Origin of the sequence: Microbacterium sp. NPDC087868 (assembly GCF_044900755.1) — a bacterium.
GTDB lineage: Bacteria > Actinomycetota > Actinomycetes > Actinomycetales > Microbacteriaceae > Microbacterium > Microbacterium galbinum.
On the sequence record NZ_JBJDNO010000007.1, the window covers coordinates 17,354 to 33,493 of the forward strand.

Here is a 16,140-nt window from a genome sequence, read left to right on the forward strand (position 1 = left end):
CTGTGCCCAGCGGTTTTCACCGCTGGGCACAGGGCTCGAATCTTATATGCTCCACTCGGTATTCTTGGCGGACTAGAGCGTAGGCTCTTGTGCCGTGGCATTGACCGGAGCGTCCTGGATCTTGCCCGCAACGCGCAGGTTCCAGTGCTCAATCACCTGTCGGTCCGTCGACTTGGTCAACAGCGAAACAGCAATGAACGCTGCTGCCGAAGCGATCAGACCGTAGTAGATCGGCTCATTGGCGTAGACGCCGTCGAACTTGTTCTCAGCCTGGATCTCCAAGATGATCATCGTGCCCAAAGTAGCTATTGATCCTGCCGCCATGGAGGCTGTGGCCCCAGCGCCATTGCCGCGCTTCCACAGCAGGCCGCCGATGATTGCCACCAGCAATCCGCCCACCAGGATGTCATAGGCAATGGTCAATGCTGCGACCACGTCATCCACCAAGATCGCCAGCGCGACCGTCACGACGCCCAAGGCCATGACCCAGATGCGGTTTGCGCGCACGTCATGCTCCGGGTTCTCATCGGTATTCACTTCCAAGTGCTTGCCGAACCAGCTGGCGACAAATGGGGTGACGTCGGTGCGGGCCACGGTGGCGGCGGCGATCAGCGCACCGGAGGCGGTGGACATCATCGCGGCCACGGCCGCGGCCATGACCAATCCGCCCACCGCAACGGGCAGCAACTGAGTGGCGACCTCGGCATAAACCACGTCCTTGTTATCCGCCGCGCCGGCGATGTTCGGCAGCGCCACCTTCGCGGCCATGCCAATCAGTGCGCCGGCAGCACCGTAGAAGATGCAGTAGATGCCGGCGGTCATCCCGCCCCAGCGGGCGACCTTCGGGGTTCTGGCGGTGAAAACGCGCTGCCAGATATCCTGGCCGATCAGCAAGCCCAAGGTGTAGACCACGAAGTAGGTGATGATCGACTGCAGCCCCATGCCGGTGAAGCTGAAGAATTCGGCGCCCACGCGCTCGCGGATGCCATCCATGCCGCCTGCGGCATTCATGGAGAATGGCAGCATCAGGGCGAAGATGCCGACGGTCTTGATGACGAACTGCACCTGGTCGGCCAGGGTGATGGACCACATGCCGCCGATAGTGGAGTAGATGACTACGATGGCGCCGCCGATGGCGATGGCCAGCCATTTCTCCCAGCCGAAGAGCACCACGAAAATGGTGGCGTAGGCGCTGGTTGAGGTGGCGCAGAGCATCAGCGTGTAGGCCAGCATGACGATGCCGGAGGTATTGGTTGCCGCCGCGCTGCCGTAGCGCAGGGTCAGCATCTGCGAAACGGTGAAGACCTTGAGCTTCTGCAGCGTCGGGGCGAAAGCCAGCGACAGCAGGATCACGCCTGCGCCAATAGCCACCACGAGCCACATGCCGGAGATCCCGTGCTTGTAGCCCAGGCCAACGCCGCCCACGGTCGAGGCTCCGCCGAGCACCACCGCCGCCATGGTTCCGGTGTAGAGGAAGGGGCCCAGGCGCCGGCCGGCCACCAGATAGTCGCTGCTGTTCTTGGTGCGGGATTTGCCCCACCAGCCAAAGGCCAGCATTGCGGCCAGGTAGGCGGCGACAATCGCGCCGTTGATGAATTCCATGGAGAACCTCGATGTCCGGATAAAAGCAGCGCTTACCTTAAGTAAACTTTTGTTGCATCACAGGCTACTAGCGCTGGCGCTGCCGATCAATGGAAATCGCGAACATTGCCCACCGCACTGCTCTGGCCAGCCGCAATGTGACGAAGCAAACCGTTCCATTCAGTGAAACTTTCTAGACATTTTGCACTCAAATATGATTCACATACGGCATCGTGTCACATATGCGTAGCATTCGATCGGCAATGTGTGCAATCGCAGCTTGTTTAGTACTGTTTCACGTTGACGCAGCGTTGCATCATTGGCCAGCAGGGCCGTTTTCTCCGCCGTTGCGTCAGACGATTTCTCGAAACCAGAAAGACGCCTAGAAGATGAGTGAAAATGGTCAGGGCCTGACAAAGAAGTCGGCCGGACACGTCATTGTCGACACGCTTGCCGCGCACGGCGTGGAACGCGCCTACGTGGTGCCGGGTGAAAGCTACCTGGATGTCCTTGATGGGCTGCACAACTCGCCAATCGAAACCGTGGTCTGCCGCCACGAAGGCGGAGCCACCTACATGGCCGAAGCCGAAGGCAAGATGCACCAGCGCCCCGGCATTGCCATGGTGACCCGTGGCCCGGGAGCTGCCAACGCCCACGTCGGCCTGCATACCGCATGGCAGGATTCGACCCCGCTGGTGCTATTCGTGGGGCTGATCCCGTTCGAGCACCGTGAAAAGGAAGCCTTCCAGGAATTCGATCCCAAGGCATGGTTCGGCACCGGCGCCAAGCGCGTGATGATCCTGGACCACGCCGATCGCGCCAGCGAAGTCGTCGCCGAGGCCATGTTCGCTGCCATGTCCGGACGCCCGGGCCCGGTGGTCGTCGGCCTGCCAGAAGACATCATCCGCAACGAAGTTTCCGCCGAAGTCCATCCGGAAATCCCGGTGGCTACCGGCGGCATGACCGTGACCGACTGGAAGGCGCTGAATACTGCCTTGCAGGAAGCGGATAAGCCGCTGTTCATTTTCGGCGGCAACGACTGGTCCCACGAAGGCGCAGCGGACTTCACTCGTTGGCTCGAGGAACACGACCTGCCAGCCGCTGCCGAATGGCGTTGCGAGGGTACCGTGCCTTTCAACTCGCCATCCTATGTTGGCCCGATCGGCTACGGCCGCCCCAAGCCGACCTATGACCTGCTGGAAGAGACTGATCTGCTGATCTTCGTCGGCACGGTTCCAGGCGACGTCATCACCGACGGCTTCAATGTCCGCCAGAACTGGGACAAGAAGAACTTCCTGGTCACCATCGACCCGTCGCTGCGCGGACGTTCCGGCCCGGTATCGCACCAGATTGTCGCCAAGCCCGATGTCTTCGTTCGCGACCTGCTGCTGATGGATTTGCCGGTCAAGGAATCCTGGAAGGAGTGGACTTCCCGGATGCGCGGCGAGCAGGAGAAGTTCGCCGAACTTCCACCAGCGCAGCCTTCCGCGGGCCAGGCGAGGATGGCGACCATGATGGCTAATCTGGTTGGATCCCTGCCCGAAGACGCCCTGGTGACCTTCGGCGCTGGCGAGCACACCAACTGGGCCCACCGCTACTTCCCAACCAACGGCTACGCTTCGATGCTCTCGGCACGCAACGGTTCCATGGGCTACTCGATTCCTTCCGCCGTCGCCGCTTCGCTGAACTACCCGGGGCGCCGCGTGGTGACCATCGCAGGTGACGGCGAGTTCTTGATGAATGGCCAGGAGCTGGCTACCGCTGCCCAGTACGGCGCCACCCCGCTGGTGATCGTCATGGACAACCAGCAGTACGGCACCATCCGCACCCACCAGGAACGCCAGTACCCGGAACGGGTTTCCGGAACCCAGTTGGCCAACCCCGACTTCGCGCTGATGGCGCAGTCCTTCGGCGGGTTCGGCGTCCGCGTCGAGAATGATTCAGATGTCCCGGCTGCCCTGGAAAATGCGCTGAAGGCCATTGACGAAAACAAGAAATTCGCGTTGATCCATTTGGTGGTAGAGCAGGGAGTCAAGGCCTACTAGGCACTGGGTGCGCTCAGCGAACAGTCGGGTCTGCGACGTATAATTCCAGCGGGTATCGTTTCTAGCGATACCCGCTGGATGCTTTAACCAGCAGAGGCAACAGACCGAGACCTTCAACCGTGGAGCGGCCCTAGAATGAACGATGCCCTTATTGCTAGCCTTCTCCGGGCCGTAGAAGCAGCGCCGGACGACCATGCCCTGCGATTGCACCTGGCTGAACAGCTCGATGGTGCCGGTCGATCCGCCGAAGCGCTGTCCCATGTCAGCATCGTGCTGCAGCAGGATCCGGGGAACGCGTCCGCGCTGGGAAGGCTTGGAACGATCAGCGCGTCGATGGCCGCAGCGATGGCCCCGCAGGCGCCCGTCGAACCCGCAGCGGATGCCGCGCCGGCTGGAAACCAGCAGAACGATACGCCACCAGGCTACGACTGGGAAGCGGGTTCCAAGGAACTCGGCAGTTCGCTGCCGGCGCCCTTTATTGAAGGACGGGTCCCACTGCGCTCAGATGCGGGGTCCGATGCCCCGGAAGCTCCCATCGAGAACCCGGCCGGAAAGGGTGTCACCCTGGATGATGTGGGTGGCTTGCAGGCGGTCAAGGACCGCCTGGACGAATCCTTCCTGGCACCGATGCGCAACGCCGCAATTGCCAAGGCCTTTGGCAAATCATTGCGCGGCGGGCTGCTGCTGTATGGGCCACCGGGATGCGGCAAGACTTTCCTGGCTCGCGCGGTGGCCGGTGAGCTGAAAGCCAATTTCATGTCTGTCACCATTACCGATGTGGTTGACTCCTACATCGGTGAAACGGAAAAGCGGCTCAAGGCGATTTTCGACCAGGCCCGCAAGAATGCTCCAACGGTTCTCTTCATCGATGAGATTGATGCCATCGGCATCCGCCGCGGTTCGCTGACTGGATCGGGCGCGTGGATGCGCCAGATGGTCAATCAGCTGCTGATCGAGATGGATTCGCTTGCGGGAAACAACGATGGCCTTTACGTTCTGGGGGCTACCAACCACCCATGGGATCTGGACGAAGCACTGCTGCGTCCAGGCCGGTTGGACCGGACCCTGCTGGTGACTCCGCCGGACGCGCCGGCACGTGAGTCCATCTTGCGGTACCACCTGAAGAACCGCCCGATTGCCGGAATCGACCTGGAATGGATTGCGGCACAGACCGACGGATTCTCGGGCGCGGACCTGGAGCACGTGTGCACCACTGCCGCCGAGAAGGCAATGATGCAATCCATCGAGCGCAACGAGGTTCTCCCCTTGGACATGGGCCATATCAGAACTGCCCTGGCGGAAATCAAGGCGTCGACTTTGCCGTGGCTGGAATCCGCGCGAAATGTGGTGCGCTTCAGCAACCAGCATGGCCGCTACGATGATTTATCCGAGTATCTGGTTTCGCAGAACATGCTCTAGAAAGCACCGGGGGAGTACACCGCATGGAATTCGAGCGACTGCATCACCGGATCACCCACCACCTGGCGATCGGACGGGAAACCGAAGCGATTGCCTTGCTGAAGGATAACCTCAACGAGCACCATCAGGTCCCTGCCTTCTGGATCCTCTATTCGTCATGCCATTTGAGCCTCAAGCAGTGGGCCGAAGCGGAGTCCGCTGCCAGAGCCGGGCTGAATCTGGATCCTGCCAACCCGGTGGCCGGGGAGTGCCTGGCCGTCGCCCTGATGCGCCAGCATCGACGGGAGGAGGCGCTGCTGGCGATCCGGCAGGTAATCGAAACGGAACCGGAATACGGCAACGGGCACTACTGGCTGAGCATGATCACGCTCAGCGATATTCGGAGCAACGATGACAGGGTGCTGGCCCGCCAAGCCATCGAGCACGCGATTCGGCTGGAGCCGGGGAACCCCGATTACTACCAGGGCGCGGCAATTGCTGCCGAAGCCCAAGATGACAACCGGGCGGCTCTCGGATTCCTCCAATCCGGGCTGCAGATCGACCCCAATCACCAGGGGCTTTTGCGGGCGGCCGGAAGTATCGGCAATGGCGAAAAAATCGTCGGGGAACAAGGCGATGTGCTGCGTGGATTGATATCCATGGATCCGATGAACGAAGGCCTGCATCAGGACTACGCGGAGACCTTCGTTGCGAAGCAAACTGCCTACGCTAATCGGTTCTGGCTTTTCACTCCGGTGCTGGCAGTTGCCGCTGCCCTGGGGCAGCGGGCTGGTGGAACCGGGGCGCTGCTGGCGATTGCCGCCATTGCCATCGTGGCCGGGCTCTTTGGATGGTGGAACAAGAAGGCGTACAGCAAGGCGGCCAGGTCGTTGCCCTCCGGCTACGCCAAGGACATTGATGCGCGCTTCCCCAAACTGCCCCGAGCTATTCGCTCCTACCGGATTGGTTGGCTCCTGAGCACAAGCGGAGCGGTCCTGGGCTGTTTCCTGCCGGTGGCTGGCATCATCGTGATGCTGCTCGGTGTGCTGGCAAGCCAGCTAGGAGCACTGTGGATCCTGCAAGAAAATGCTGGCCCGCCAAGAAAGGGCTCCGACCGCCACGAGCAACGCCGGTACCTGGTCCGGTGCAGCGGCTTGCACGTGGCTGGCTTCTGGAAGCGGGCGTGCCTGGCGCTCATCCAGCTAGTGCTCTTAGGGATTTGCTTGGCCAATGAAAGCAGGATCGCTGCCGTGCCAGCCGGATCGGTGGCCGCCGGACTGCTGGTGCCTGGCATTTCCTTGCTGGCAGCGCAAGTCCGTCTTGGATTCAAGGAAAATGCTTTTGCCTACGGGCTGGCTGTCAGCTCCTCGGCCAAAAACCGGAACTTGGCCATGCTTCGCGGCAATATCGGCGGCCTGTATTTCATCGGGGTGCATCTGTTCGCCGGGCTGTTTGCCGCGGCTGCTTCGCTGGGGCTGCTCATATCGGGAGTGGAGGGTTCGCTGGATTCGCCACCGGAGCCCCGTCATCCAAGCCAGGATAGCGTCCTCGACCAAGACTTGCTGAATCAGCTCAAGGATGTGGAAACGCCGGATTCCCAGCCCCGTGAATACTCGATCCCTTCGCTGCCGGACATGCCCGATATCCCGTCCCTCGGCGTCCCGAACCAGTGAGCAGGAACCTACGCGGAAAAGATCACAACGCCGTGGGCCTTTCTGTCTTGGCACGCGCCCGCTGAAGAAATAAGATGAATTGCTACCGATTCCCGTGAGCACTAGAACCCCAACCACGAGGTGGATAATCTGATGGCACAGATGAGCGAAGAGCTCATTGAGCAGTGGGCTGACGCAACTGCTGAAATCTACAATGAGTCCCTGACTGGCATTAATCTGAGCCGTCTGCCCGAGGCAGTGGCTCAGTACGTCGACCTCTTCGCGCAGAGCGAGAACTTGACGTTCAATGGGGAGGCCACCCCCACCGATTACTTCGATAATCACCCATTCCTCGCGGTGACCGCAGTGCTCAACAGCCCAGAGGCGCTGGAAGCCCTGGATTCCGACGCGCAGGACGCGTTGGATGCGATGGTTGACTTCACCGAGGCCTGGTACAACTTCGACCTCGAGAATGAGCCGGAACTCGGTATCTCCGAGGCGGATGGCGACGACGAAGAAGACTGGTAAGCCTTCTGCCGCCCAGGGGCCGGCACCCAGCAGCGTACGCGCGCTGGGTGCCGGCCTTTGCTGCAGGCGGCCGGAAACCGGATTGCATGCCAACAGCCATGAAGCTATTCCATTTGGCCGCCGAGGGTGGCACTATGCGGATATGAGCCAGTTCAGCGTTTTCGAGAGCACCGTGGTCATTCACCTGCCGGTGCACCGTGTCTGGGAGCTGCTTACCGATTGGGCAGCAACACCCTTGTGGATCCATGGGATCGGCTCCATGCATTCGGACGACCCGCAGCTCAAGGTCGGCACCCAGCTGGTATACCGCGTTGCCGGCCATGAACGCGTGTATCGCGTCCATGACCTGATCGAGAACCGCTTGCTGATCCTGCACACCTCGGAGAATCCCGATGGGCTCTCCTACCGCTACGACCTGAAGGACGACGCGGGGCATACCGAGGTAGTGCTGCAGGTGGCAATCATCAACCCGGACCTGACGGTGGAGCAGTGCGAGGAGCTGGCGGCAAATATCCGCGAAAGCGAAGGGGACAAGCTGGACCAGCTGCGGCTGTACGCAGAGCAGGCCCCCTGAGCACCTGCGCGGCGCAAGACTATTTCGTCGCGCCGGGAGCAGGAGCCGAAGCATAGGCCGTCGAATTCTCCAGCTGGCCATTGAATAGCTGGTCCACGGTGACCGGGGTGTAGCCCTCGGCCTTCAGCTTCTCCACGAGATCCGGCAGTGCCTTGACTGAGCTCTCATGGATGTCATGCATCAAGATGATGGAGCCCGGATGGACTTCGTCCATGGCGATGCGCACCGTTTTCTCCGGATCGTGGTGCTTCCAATCCAGGGTGTCAACATCCCACAGCACCAACGGGTAGGGCACCAGCCGGTCATAGACGGCACCGTGATTCCCATAGGGCGGGCGGAAGACGGTGGGCTCGTGGCCGGAGGCCTTTTCTACCGCTTCGCTGGTCCATCCCAGCTCATGCTGGATCTGTTCTCTGGTCAGCGTCGTGAGATCCGCATGGTCCCAGGTATGGCTGCCCAGCTGGTGGCCTTCGGCGGCCATGCGCTTGACCGCGTCGGGGTATTTGGCAATGTTCTTCCCGACCATGAAGAAGGTGGCTGGCGCATCCGCGGCGTTCAGCTCGTCGAGCAGCCGCCCGGTGTACTGGCCAGGTCCGTCATCGAAGGTCAGCGCCACGCATCGAGCCACGGCGCAATCCACCTGCTCGCTTGCCGCGGAGCCCGTGGGCTGCGCATCGGGAGCAGGCGCTGGTGCAGGGGAACAGGAAACCAGGAATGCCGGGCCCAGCGCCAACAGCGCCAACAGGGCCAGGCGCGCCATGTCGGGCAATCGAGAAGTCATCCTTCCACCTTCCCGTCATGCCCGGTCCGTGCCCGGGAACTACACGCGAAAATCTGCTGGGAGTTTGATCAGTGCCGGCCCAGCGCCAGCTGGTCGCAACCGGTCAACTGCGCTCGCCGTCCAGCTCCGCCGGAACGGGGTCCGAGAGCGGATGCGCTATTTCGTCGCGGGCAAATTTCCCGGCCCACCATGCGATGATTCCGAACAGCGGCGAGGCGAGGCCGGCAATGACGAATATCGCCTGCAAGCTGAGCACCTGGGTCAAAGGTCCCGCCGCCGCCATGGACAGCGGCATCAGCGCCAGCGAAACGAAGAAATCCAGGCTGGAGATCCGCCCGAGCAGGTGTCCGGGAACCCGGCGCTGGAGCAAGGTGCCCCAGATGACCATGCCCACGGCGTCGGTGATGCCGAAGGCCAGCAGGATCGCGAAGAGCATCCACGCGGCATCGACGTAGCCCACCAGGGCCAGGGGCAAGGTGCCCAGGCACCAGCAGGCGGTCATCAAGCTCAAGTAGCGCCGCGGGAATTTCGCGGACGCGACCAGCAGCGAGCCGATCGCCGAACCGAGGCCGAAGAAGGCCAGTGCGAAGCTGAACAGTTTCGCGTCCCCGTGCAGGTTGCCGCTGACGATGAAGGGCAGCAGCACCTCGAAGGGCCCGATGAAGGTGAACACCGAAATGACCGAGAACAGCAGCGTCCACAGCAGCCAGCGGGTGCGCACCGTATAGCCGATGCCTTCGCGCAGCTGCCGGAACATCCCGGGCTGTCCCTGGCCGTCAACGGGGCCTGGCGCGTTGTACGCCTGGCGGTTGGGGATCCGGCGCAGCATCAGCAGCGCCGCGAGGTGGATTACGCAGATGCCGACGATGGCGTGCGCCGGCGAGAGTCCCGCCACCACGAATCCGGCGGCCATCGGGCCCAGGGCGGTGTGCACCACCGGCCGGGCTGTCCCTTCCAATCCGTTGGCGGCCAGCAGCTGCTCGGCGGGCAGCATCTTGGGCAGCAGTGCGGAGTAGGCGGGGTAGAAGAAGGCCGACCCGGCCCCGCCGCAGAAGCCGGCGAGCATCAGGTGCCACAGCTCCAGGGCACCGGCCATGGCCAGCACCGCGGTGATGCCCATGGCCGCCAGCGACAGCGCCTCGACCAGCATCACGATCCGCCGGCAGGAATGGCGGTCCGCCATGATCCCGCCGAGCAGCACGAAGCAGAGCAGCCCGGCGGCACTGGCGGTGGCCACGGCAGAAAGCTGGATGGGCCCGCCGCCCAGCTGGCGCACCTGGTAGACCATTGCCACGGCCCACATGCCGGCGGCGAAGGTGGAGAGGACAAGTGCGCTGGCCAGCAGGGCGTAGTCGCGGTAGGCGAACGGCTTGATGAGGCGCAGTGCAGAGGTTTTGAGCGCGCTCATGGAAGCTCCTGCGGTAGTGCGTAGGAACTATCATCCATCCACTGATTGAGCTTTGTCAATCAGTGGATGGTAATTAAATAACTCCGGGGACCACGCGATGGCGCGTGGTCCCCGGAGCTCGGCTTCGCGCTACTCGGCGTCGTGGTCGGTTTCCAGGATGGCCGCCAACTGCTCCAGGGCAGCTTCGGCTCCTTCGCCTTCGGCGCGCAGCACTACGGTGGTTCCGTATTCCGCGCCCAGGCCCATCAGCGAGAGGATGCTGGACGCGTCCAGCGCCTCGTCCACGGGCTCGCCCTGAAGGGCGATGGTGACCTCGACCGGCGCCTCGGCCGCGGCCTCGGCGAAGATGGCTGCCGGGCGGGCGTGCAGGCCGACGCGGCTGCCGATGATTGCTGTACGTTCTGCCATGATGGCTCCTTCAGGATCTATTGAACGGTTGATTGCGGTAAATTCGGGGGGCCTAGAGGCCGAATCGGTCCAGCTCGCCCAGCTGCGCGCGCACGGCAGTGCGTGCCGCCTCGGCCGACTCGGCGTCCAAGGCCAGCTGGGACAGGCGCTGCGCAGTGGGCAGGTCTACGGTGCGCAGCACCGCGGCAACCGGTGCCAACGCCCGCTTGTTCATGGACAGGGTGTCCACGCCCAGGCCCACCAGCACCACGGCCAGCGCCGGGTCGGCGGCCGCTTCGCCGCACACCCCGACGGGCTTGCCGCCAGCCGCCTGCGCACCGGCGGCGGTGGCGGCCACCAGGTGCAGCACTGCCGGCTGCCAGGGGTCGTTGAGCTCGGCCAGGGCACCGAGCTGGCGGTCCGCGGCCATGGTGTACTGGGTCAAGTCGTTGGTGCCGATGGAGACGAAATCGCAGCGCTGCAGGATCTGGCCTGCCAGCACCGCCGCCGAAGGGACCTCGATCATGGTCCCGGCGGTGGCCAGGCCAGCGGCCTTGGCCAGCTGCGCGAATTCCTGCGCTTCGGACGCAGTGGAAATCATCGGCGCCATCACCCAGATTTCGGCCTGGTGCTCGCCGGCGGCTTGCGCGATGGCCTGCAGCTGGCGTTCGAGCACGCCCGGGCTGGACAGGTCAGTGCGGTAGCCGCGCACGCCGAGGGCCGGATTCGGCTCGCTGGCATCGGTCAGGAAGGGCAGCGGCTTGTCCGCTCCCGCATCCAAGGTGCGCACCACGACCTTGCGGCCGGGGAAAGCGGCGAAGACCGCACCGTAGGCTGCCACCTGCTCGTCATGGGAGGGCTCCTTGTCCTTGCCCAGGAAGCAGAACTCGGTACGCAGCAGGCCCACGCCCTCGGCGCCCGCCGCGGCGGCCAGCTGCGCGTCGTCGCCGCTGCCGACATTGGACAATAGCGGCACGCGGTGCCCGTCGCGCAGCTGCCCGGTGCCGGAGAACTCCGGCAGCGCCTCGCGGTTGGCGTAGGTGGCGGCCAGGTGCTCTTCGGCCTCGCCGGGACCGGTGATGACCAGCCCGTCGATGCCGTCCACGAAGACATGGTCCCCGTCGGCCAGCGCTGTGGTGCCGGCAGCGGCCACGATGGCCGGAAGGCCCAGCGAGCGCGCGATGATGGCGGTATGCGATTGCGGCCCGCCATCGGAGGTGACCAGCGCCAGGACCTTGGCCGGATCCAGCGTCGCGGTATCGGCCGGAGCCAGGTCCACCGCGGCGAGGATGAAGGGCTGGTCCGAGTCCGGGATGCCCGGGGCGGGCACGCCGCGCAGCTCGGCGACGATGCGCGAGCGCACATCGAGCACATCCCCGGCGCGTTCGGCCATGTAGCCGCCGAGCGCCGACAGCTGCGTGGCGACCGCGTCGGCGGCCTCCCAGATGGCCGATTCGGCGCAGGTGCCCGATGCCACCAGCCTGGTGGCCGACTTGAGCAGCGTGCGGTCGCTGGCCATCAGCGCGGTGGCCTTGAGCACGGCTTGGGCATCGCCGGTGGCCTGCGCCGCGCGTTCCTTGAGCTGCGCGGCGACCGCCTGCGTGGCCTCGGCCAGGCGCAGGGATTCGGCTTCCGCGCTGGAACCTGCTGGCAGGGGCGCGCCGTCGGCGGGCGGGAGGATGGGGTCGGGCATGCGGCGCACGGATCCGATGACCCGTCCGGCGCTGACGCCTACTCCGGTGAATTTCTGGCTCATGCTGCGGCCTTTGCCTCTTCAGCGGCCCGTGCGGGGGCCTTGCGGACATATTTCTTCAGGATGATCACCAGCGCCGCGGAAACCAGCGTGCCGATCACGGTGGCCACCAGGAACATCGGCCAGGTGCTGTCCATCGCGAAGAAGACGAAGATGCCGCCGTGCGGTGCCTGGGAGAGCACATCGAAGCTCATGATCAGCGAGCCGGTGACCCCGGCACCCACCATGGAGGCCGGGATGACGCGCAGCGGGTCGGCCGCGGCGAAGGGGATGGCGCCTTCGGAGATGAACGCGGCACCCAGCAGCCAGGCCGCCTTGCCGTTTTCGCGTTCCGCCCCGGTGAACAGCTTCGGGGACACCGCGGTAGCCAGGGCCATCGCCAGCGGCGGAACCATGCCGGCAGCCATCACGGCTGCCATGATCATCAGCGGGGCCGGGTTCTCGGCCACCGAACCGGCGCCCAAGCCGGCTACCGCGAAGGAGTAGGCCACCTTGTTGATCGGCCCGCCCAAATCGATGGCCATCATGAGGCCCAGGATCAGGCCGAGGATCGCCGCCGCGGTGCCGGACATGCCCGCCAGCCAGCCGTTGAGAGCTTCGGTGAGCTGGGCAATCGGCCCGCCAAGGAACAGGAACATCAGGCCCGAAGCGATGATTGAACCGAGCAACGGAACAATGACCACTGGCATCAGCCCGCGCAGCCAGCGTGGCACGGTCCAGGAATTGATCCAGCGGCAGGCCAGGCCGGCGATAACGCCGCCGACGATGCCGCCAATGAACCCGGCTCCCATGAAGCCTGCCACGGCACCCGCGGTGAAGCCCGGGGCGATGCCCGGACGGTCGGCGTAGGCATAGGCGATGTAACCGCCCAGCGCCGGGACCAGGAAGCCCATGGACAGGCCACCGATCTTGAACGCCACCGCGCCGAGGTAGGCCAGCAAGCCAGCTTCCGGCAGATTGAACAGCGTATTTTCGGTCAAGTACTGGTCTGCTGCATCAGTGATGGCGTAGCCGCCGAGCAGGAAGCCCAAGGCGATCAGCAGGCCGCCACCGGCGACGAACGGGATCATGTAGGAGACACCGGTGAGCAGCGCGCGCTTCAGGCCAGCGCCGAAGCCCTCGGAAGCAGAATCCGTGGAGCGCTCGTTTGCCGTTTCGTTGCCGGCTGGTACCTTGCGGGCCGCCGGATCCTTGGCCGCGGCCAAGGCATCCTTGAGCAGCTTTTCGGGTTCATCCACACCGCGCTTGACTGGAACCTGGATCACTGGCTTGCCGGCGAACCGCGATTGGTCGCGCACGTCGACGTCCACCGCAAAGATCACCGCGTCGGCCTGGGTGATCAATGCCGGATCCAACGGCTTGGACCCCGAGGACCCCTGGGTTTCCACAGCGAAGTCAATGCCGAGTTCTTCGGCGGCCTGTGCCAGGGAATCGGCGGCCATGTAGGTGTGGGCGATGCCGGTCGGGCAGGCGGTGACGGCCACGATCTTCGGCCGCGCCGTGGCAGCGGGTGCAGCTGCTGGTGCAGCTGGTGCGGCGGGGGCATCGGAGAGTACTTCGGAGACCAACGCGACGATTTCCTCGTTGCTCCTGGCTGCACGCAGGGCCGCGGTGAAGGGTTTCTTCACCAGTGCGCGGGCCAGCTTGGAGAGCAGCTTCAGGTGCTCCTTGTCGGCGCCTTCCGGGGCGGCAATGAAGAAGACCAGATCTGCCGGGCCGTCCTTGGCACCGAAGTCCACCGGGGTGCCCAGCCGGGCCATGGCCAGGGTGGGAACGGTGACCGCTGCTGATCGGCAATGCGGAATCGCGATGCCGCCGGGCACGCCGGTGGCCGTCTTCGCCTCGCGGGCCAAGGCATGCTCGGCCAATTCGGCAGCGCTGGCGGCTCGCCCGGCCTGCGTGATCTGCTGGGCCAGGTACTGGATGACGTCGGTACTCGTGGAACCTAGATGCGCATCCAGGGTGACGAGCCGGGTTTCGATCAGATCGCTCATGGTCAGGATCCTTGCCTTGGGGTGAGTTCGATGACGCTGACCGCATCGATGCGGAGGTCGGTTGGGGTTGGGATGCCGGAGCCGGGCAGCGAGGCCGCCGCGGTTCCGTAGGCGATGGCCTGGCGCAGCTTGAACGCCGGCAAGTGGCCTGCCGTGTCTGCCAGCAGATAGCCGGCCAGCGAGGAATCGCCGGCACCTACCGTGCTGCGCGGGGTGATCGGCTGCGGCCAGCCGTGCCAGCAGCCCTCGGCAGTGGCCAGTACCGCGCCGTGCGCACCCAGGGTGGTGAGCACCGCGGCCCCGGGGCGGCGCAGCAGCTTGGAGCTGGCGCGAGCGGCCAGCCCGGGGTCCGCTTCGAGCTGGGCTTCGCCCAGGTCCTCGCCCAGCAGCTCGGCAAGCTCTTCGGCGTTGGGCTTGACCAGATCCGGGATGTGGATCTCGTCGTGGGCGAAGAGCTGGCGCAGCGGCTCCCCAGAGGTGTCCACCGCAATCTTCGGGCACTTCGAGCCCAGCTGCTCGCGCAACGACGCGGTAAGCAGAGCGTAGTAGTTCGCCGGCACCCCGGGTGGCAGCGACCCTGCCATGACCAGCCAATCGGCGCCAGCGCAGGAATCGCGCACCAGCTCCGAGAGCTGCTCCAACGTGGCCGCGTCCAGCTCAGGACCGGCCTCGTTGATTTTGGTGGTCGATCCATCCGGCGAGGTCAGCGTCGTGTTGGTGCGCAGCACAGCATTGATTTCCAGCGCCCGGTAGGGCAACTGGTCGGCGGCCAGGGCGGCGATGAGCGGATCGTTTCCGGCTCCGGGGAGTACAGCGAGGGTCCGCTGCCCGGCGGCGAGGATGGCCCGCGCAACATTCACGCCCTTGCCTGCGGCCTGCAGGTGGCTGCCAGCGGCCCGCTGCACCGCACCGGGCTGCAATGCGGCGACCAATTCGATGGTCTTGTCCAGCGCCGGGTTGACGGTCAGTGTGATAATCATGCGATCACCACCTCGACATCCGCCGCTTCCAGCGCAGCGGCAAGTTCAGTGCCGGGTTGCTGGTCGGTGACCAGGGTGTCGATGTCTTCGAGCCGGGCGAAGCAGACCAGGGTTTCCTGGTCGAATTTGGATCCGTCGGCCAGCAGCACCACGCGGCGGGCACTGGCGACCAGGGCGCGCTTGACGGCAGCTTCCAGCGGGTCCGGGGTGCTCAGGCCGAATCCTGCATGCAGCCCGTTGGTGCCGATGAAGGCGATGTCGGCCCGGTACTGGGAATACTCCTGCACGGTGCGGGCTCCGCTGGAGGCGCCGGTGATGCCGCGGACCCGCCCGCCGATCAGCTCCAAGGCGACATCCGGGCTGTGGACCAGCACCGAGGCAATGGGCAGGGCGTGGGTGATGACCACCAGTCCGGTGCCCGCGGTGCTCTTGAGCATGCGTTCGGCCAGGATTTCCGTGGTGGTTCCCGCGTCGATGATGACCGAGGCATCGGAGACCGGCAGCAGGCTCAGCGCGCGCTGGGCGATGCGGGCCTTGGACTCTGAATGGATGGCGGTGCGCACCACGTAGCTTTCCTCGCGGGTGCTGGCTTCGGTGATGGTGACCGCTCCGCCGTGGACGCGGCGCAGGTAGTTCTCGGATTCCAGCTGGGCCAGATCCCGCCGCACGGTTTCCCGGGTGATATCGAAGCGCTGCGCGAGCTGGGCGACGGTTACTTTCCCGTCAGCTTCCAGCTGCTCAACGATCAGCCGGTGTCGTTCTTCGGCGAACATTCTTGCCTCCGCAATTCCTCATGACCTGCAACACATTGATCTGTGTTTCCATGACTTTATGCCCGATTGTGTGGTATCGTCAAGTGAAAATCCGGGGAATATTTGGCTTTAGTTGGTTTTGAGTGGGTTTGCTAGGGGTTATGCAGAATCAACGGTGGGAGATACGCGCAACCCAAGCAGCGTGCGACTTGATTCTGTCCTCCGGAAATCGCCATCTGTGCGGCCTCAGTTGACTGGAAACCCAGCTAATGAGCAAGACGTCTGTACGGCCAGGAACCAAGGCGGG

The 16,140-nt window shown here is 64.3% G+C and carries 13 protein-coding genes; 5 read left to right on the forward strand and 8 right to left on the reverse strand.

Annotated features, from left to right (window positions below):
- Nucleotides 1-72: 72 nt before the first annotated feature.
- Nucleotides 73-1,602, reverse strand: a complete 1,530-nt coding sequence (locus ACI2JZ_RS17430; protein WP_404598706.1) for a sodium:solute symporter — start codon at nt 1,600-1,602, stop codon at nt 73-75.
- A 368-nt stretch (nt 1,603-1,970) separates the two neighbouring features.
- Here ACI2JZ_RS17430 and ACI2JZ_RS17435 point away from each other — a divergent pair, with 368 nt between their 5' ends.
- The 5 genes from ACI2JZ_RS17435 to ACI2JZ_RS17455 all read left to right on the forward strand — a co-directional run bounded on the left by ACI2JZ_RS17435 (nt 1,971) and on the right by ACI2JZ_RS17455 (nt 7,778).
- Nucleotides 1,971-3,626: a thiamine pyrophosphate-dependent enzyme gene (locus ACI2JZ_RS17435; RefSeq protein ID WP_105657924.1), complete on the forward strand. Its 1,656-nt coding sequence runs from the start codon at nt 1,971-1,973 to the stop codon at nt 3,624-3,626.
- Nucleotides 3,627-3,761: 135 nt separating this feature from the next.
- Nucleotides 3,762-5,045 (forward strand): AAA family ATPase, encoded by a 1,284-nt coding sequence (locus ACI2JZ_RS17440; protein ID WP_133834946.1) that lies wholly within the window; start codon nt 3,762-3,764, stop codon nt 5,043-5,045.
- Nucleotides 5,046-5,068: 23 nt separating this feature from the next.
- Nucleotides 5,069-6,697, forward strand: coding sequence for a hypothetical protein (locus tag ACI2JZ_RS17445; protein WP_404598708.1), 1,629 nt, complete (start codon nt 5,069-5,071; stop codon nt 6,695-6,697).
- Between the two features lie 141 nt (nt 6,698-6,838).
- A complete protein-coding gene (locus ACI2JZ_RS17450; protein ID WP_404598709.1) occupies nt 6,839-7,204 on the forward strand; it encodes a hypothetical protein in 366 nt (121 codons plus the stop codon).
- 142 nt (nt 7,205-7,346) lie between these two features.
- Nucleotides 7,347-7,778 (forward strand): SRPBCC domain-containing protein, encoded by a 432-nt coding sequence (locus ACI2JZ_RS17455; RefSeq protein WP_166650869.1) that lies wholly within the window; start codon nt 7,347-7,349, stop codon nt 7,776-7,778.
- 19 nt (nt 7,779-7,797) lie between these two features.
- On the opposite strand, the gene ACI2JZ_RS17460 is transcribed toward ACI2JZ_RS17455, so the two are convergent.
- The 7 genes from ACI2JZ_RS17460 to ACI2JZ_RS17490 form a co-directional block, all read right to left on the reverse strand.
- The gene (locus ACI2JZ_RS17460; RefSeq protein WP_404598711.1) at nt 7,798-8,538 is read right to left on the reverse strand and encodes a polysaccharide deacetylase family protein; all 741 of its coding nucleotides are present in this window, start codon (nt 8,536-8,538) and stop codon (nt 7,798-7,800) included.
- A 124-nt stretch (nt 8,539-8,662) separates the two neighbouring features.
- On the reverse strand, nt 8,663-9,967 hold the full coding sequence (locus ACI2JZ_RS17465; RefSeq protein WP_133834942.1) for an MFS transporter: 1,305 nt from the start codon (nt 9,965-9,967) through the stop codon (nt 8,663-8,665).
- Nucleotides 9,968-10,096: 129 nt separating this feature from the next.
- Nucleotides 10,097-10,375: an HPr family phosphocarrier protein gene (locus ACI2JZ_RS17470; protein WP_105657931.1), complete on the reverse strand. Its 279-nt coding sequence runs from the start codon at nt 10,373-10,375 to the stop codon at nt 10,097-10,099.
- 52 nt (nt 10,376-10,427) lie between these two features.
- Nucleotides 10,428-12,110: a phosphoenolpyruvate--protein phosphotransferase gene (gene ptsP, locus ACI2JZ_RS17475; RefSeq protein WP_105662633.1), complete on the reverse strand. Its 1,683-nt coding sequence runs from the start codon at nt 12,108-12,110 to the stop codon at nt 10,428-10,430.
- On the reverse strand, nt 12,107-14,101 hold the full coding sequence (locus ACI2JZ_RS17480; protein ID WP_404598713.1) for a fructose-specific PTS transporter subunit EIIC: 1,995 nt from the start codon (nt 14,099-14,101) through the stop codon (nt 12,107-12,109). Before ACI2JZ_RS17480 ends, ptsP begins: the two co-directional genes overlap by 4 nt.
- A 2-nt stretch (nt 14,102-14,103) precedes the next feature.
- Nucleotides 14,104-15,081, reverse strand: coding sequence for a 1-phosphofructokinase family hexose kinase (locus tag ACI2JZ_RS17485; protein ID WP_404598714.1), 978 nt, complete (start codon nt 15,079-15,081; stop codon nt 14,104-14,106).
- Nucleotides 15,078-15,854, reverse strand: a complete 777-nt coding sequence (locus tag ACI2JZ_RS17490; protein WP_105662630.1) for a DeoR/GlpR family DNA-binding transcription regulator — start codon at nt 15,852-15,854, stop codon at nt 15,078-15,080. The genes ACI2JZ_RS17485 and ACI2JZ_RS17490 overlap by 4 nt, the downstream gene beginning before the upstream one ends.
- Nucleotides 15,855-16,140 lie beyond the last annotated feature (286 nt).

Bases quoted from the DNA above. Each gene is read 5' to 3' on its own strand.
- ACI2JZ_RS17430 (WP_404598706.1), bottom strand. From the start codon at position 1,602: ATGGAATTCATCAACGGCGCGATTGTCGCCGCCTACCTGGCCGCAATG.
- ACI2JZ_RS17435 (WP_105657924.1), top strand. From the start codon at position 1,971: ATGAGTGAAAATGGTCAGGGCCTGACAAAGAAGTCGGCCGGACACGTC.
- ACI2JZ_RS17440 (WP_133834946.1), top strand. From the start codon at position 3,762: ATGAACGATGCCCTTATTGCTAGCCTTCTCCGGGCCGTAGAAGCAGCG.
- ACI2JZ_RS17445 (WP_404598708.1), top strand. From the start codon at position 5,069: ATGGAATTCGAGCGACTGCATCACCGGATCACCCACCACCTGGCGATC.
- ACI2JZ_RS17450 (WP_404598709.1), top strand. From the start codon at position 6,839: ATGAGCGAAGAGCTCATTGAGCAGTGGGCTGACGCAACTGCTGAAATC.
- ACI2JZ_RS17455 (WP_166650869.1), top strand. From the start codon at position 7,347: ATGAGCCAGTTCAGCGTTTTCGAGAGCACCGTGGTCATTCACCTGCCG.
- ACI2JZ_RS17460 (WP_404598711.1), bottom strand. From the start codon at position 8,538: ATGGCGCGCCTGGCCCTGTTGGCGCTGTTGGCGCTGGGCCCGGCATTC.
- ACI2JZ_RS17465 (WP_133834942.1), bottom strand. From the start codon at position 9,967: ATGAGCGCGCTCAAAACCTCTGCACTGCGCCTCATCAAGCCGTTCGCC.
- ACI2JZ_RS17470 (WP_105657931.1), bottom strand. From the start codon at position 10,375: ATGGCAGAACGTACAGCAATCATCGGCAGCCGCGTCGGCCTGCACGCC.
- ptsP (WP_105662633.1), bottom strand. From the start codon at position 12,110: ATGAGCCAGAAATTCACCGGAGTAGGCGTCAGCGCCGGACGGGTCATC.
- ACI2JZ_RS17480 (WP_404598713.1), bottom strand. From the start codon at position 14,101: ATGAGCGATCTGATCGAAACCCGGCTCGTCACCCTGGATGCGCATCTA.
- ACI2JZ_RS17485 (WP_404598714.1), bottom strand. From the start codon at position 15,081: ATGATTATCACACTGACCGTCAACCCGGCGCTGGACAAGACCATCGAA.
- ACI2JZ_RS17490 (WP_105662630.1), bottom strand. From the start codon at position 15,854: ATGTTCGCCGAAGAACGACACCGGCTGATCGTTGAGCAGCTGGAAGCT.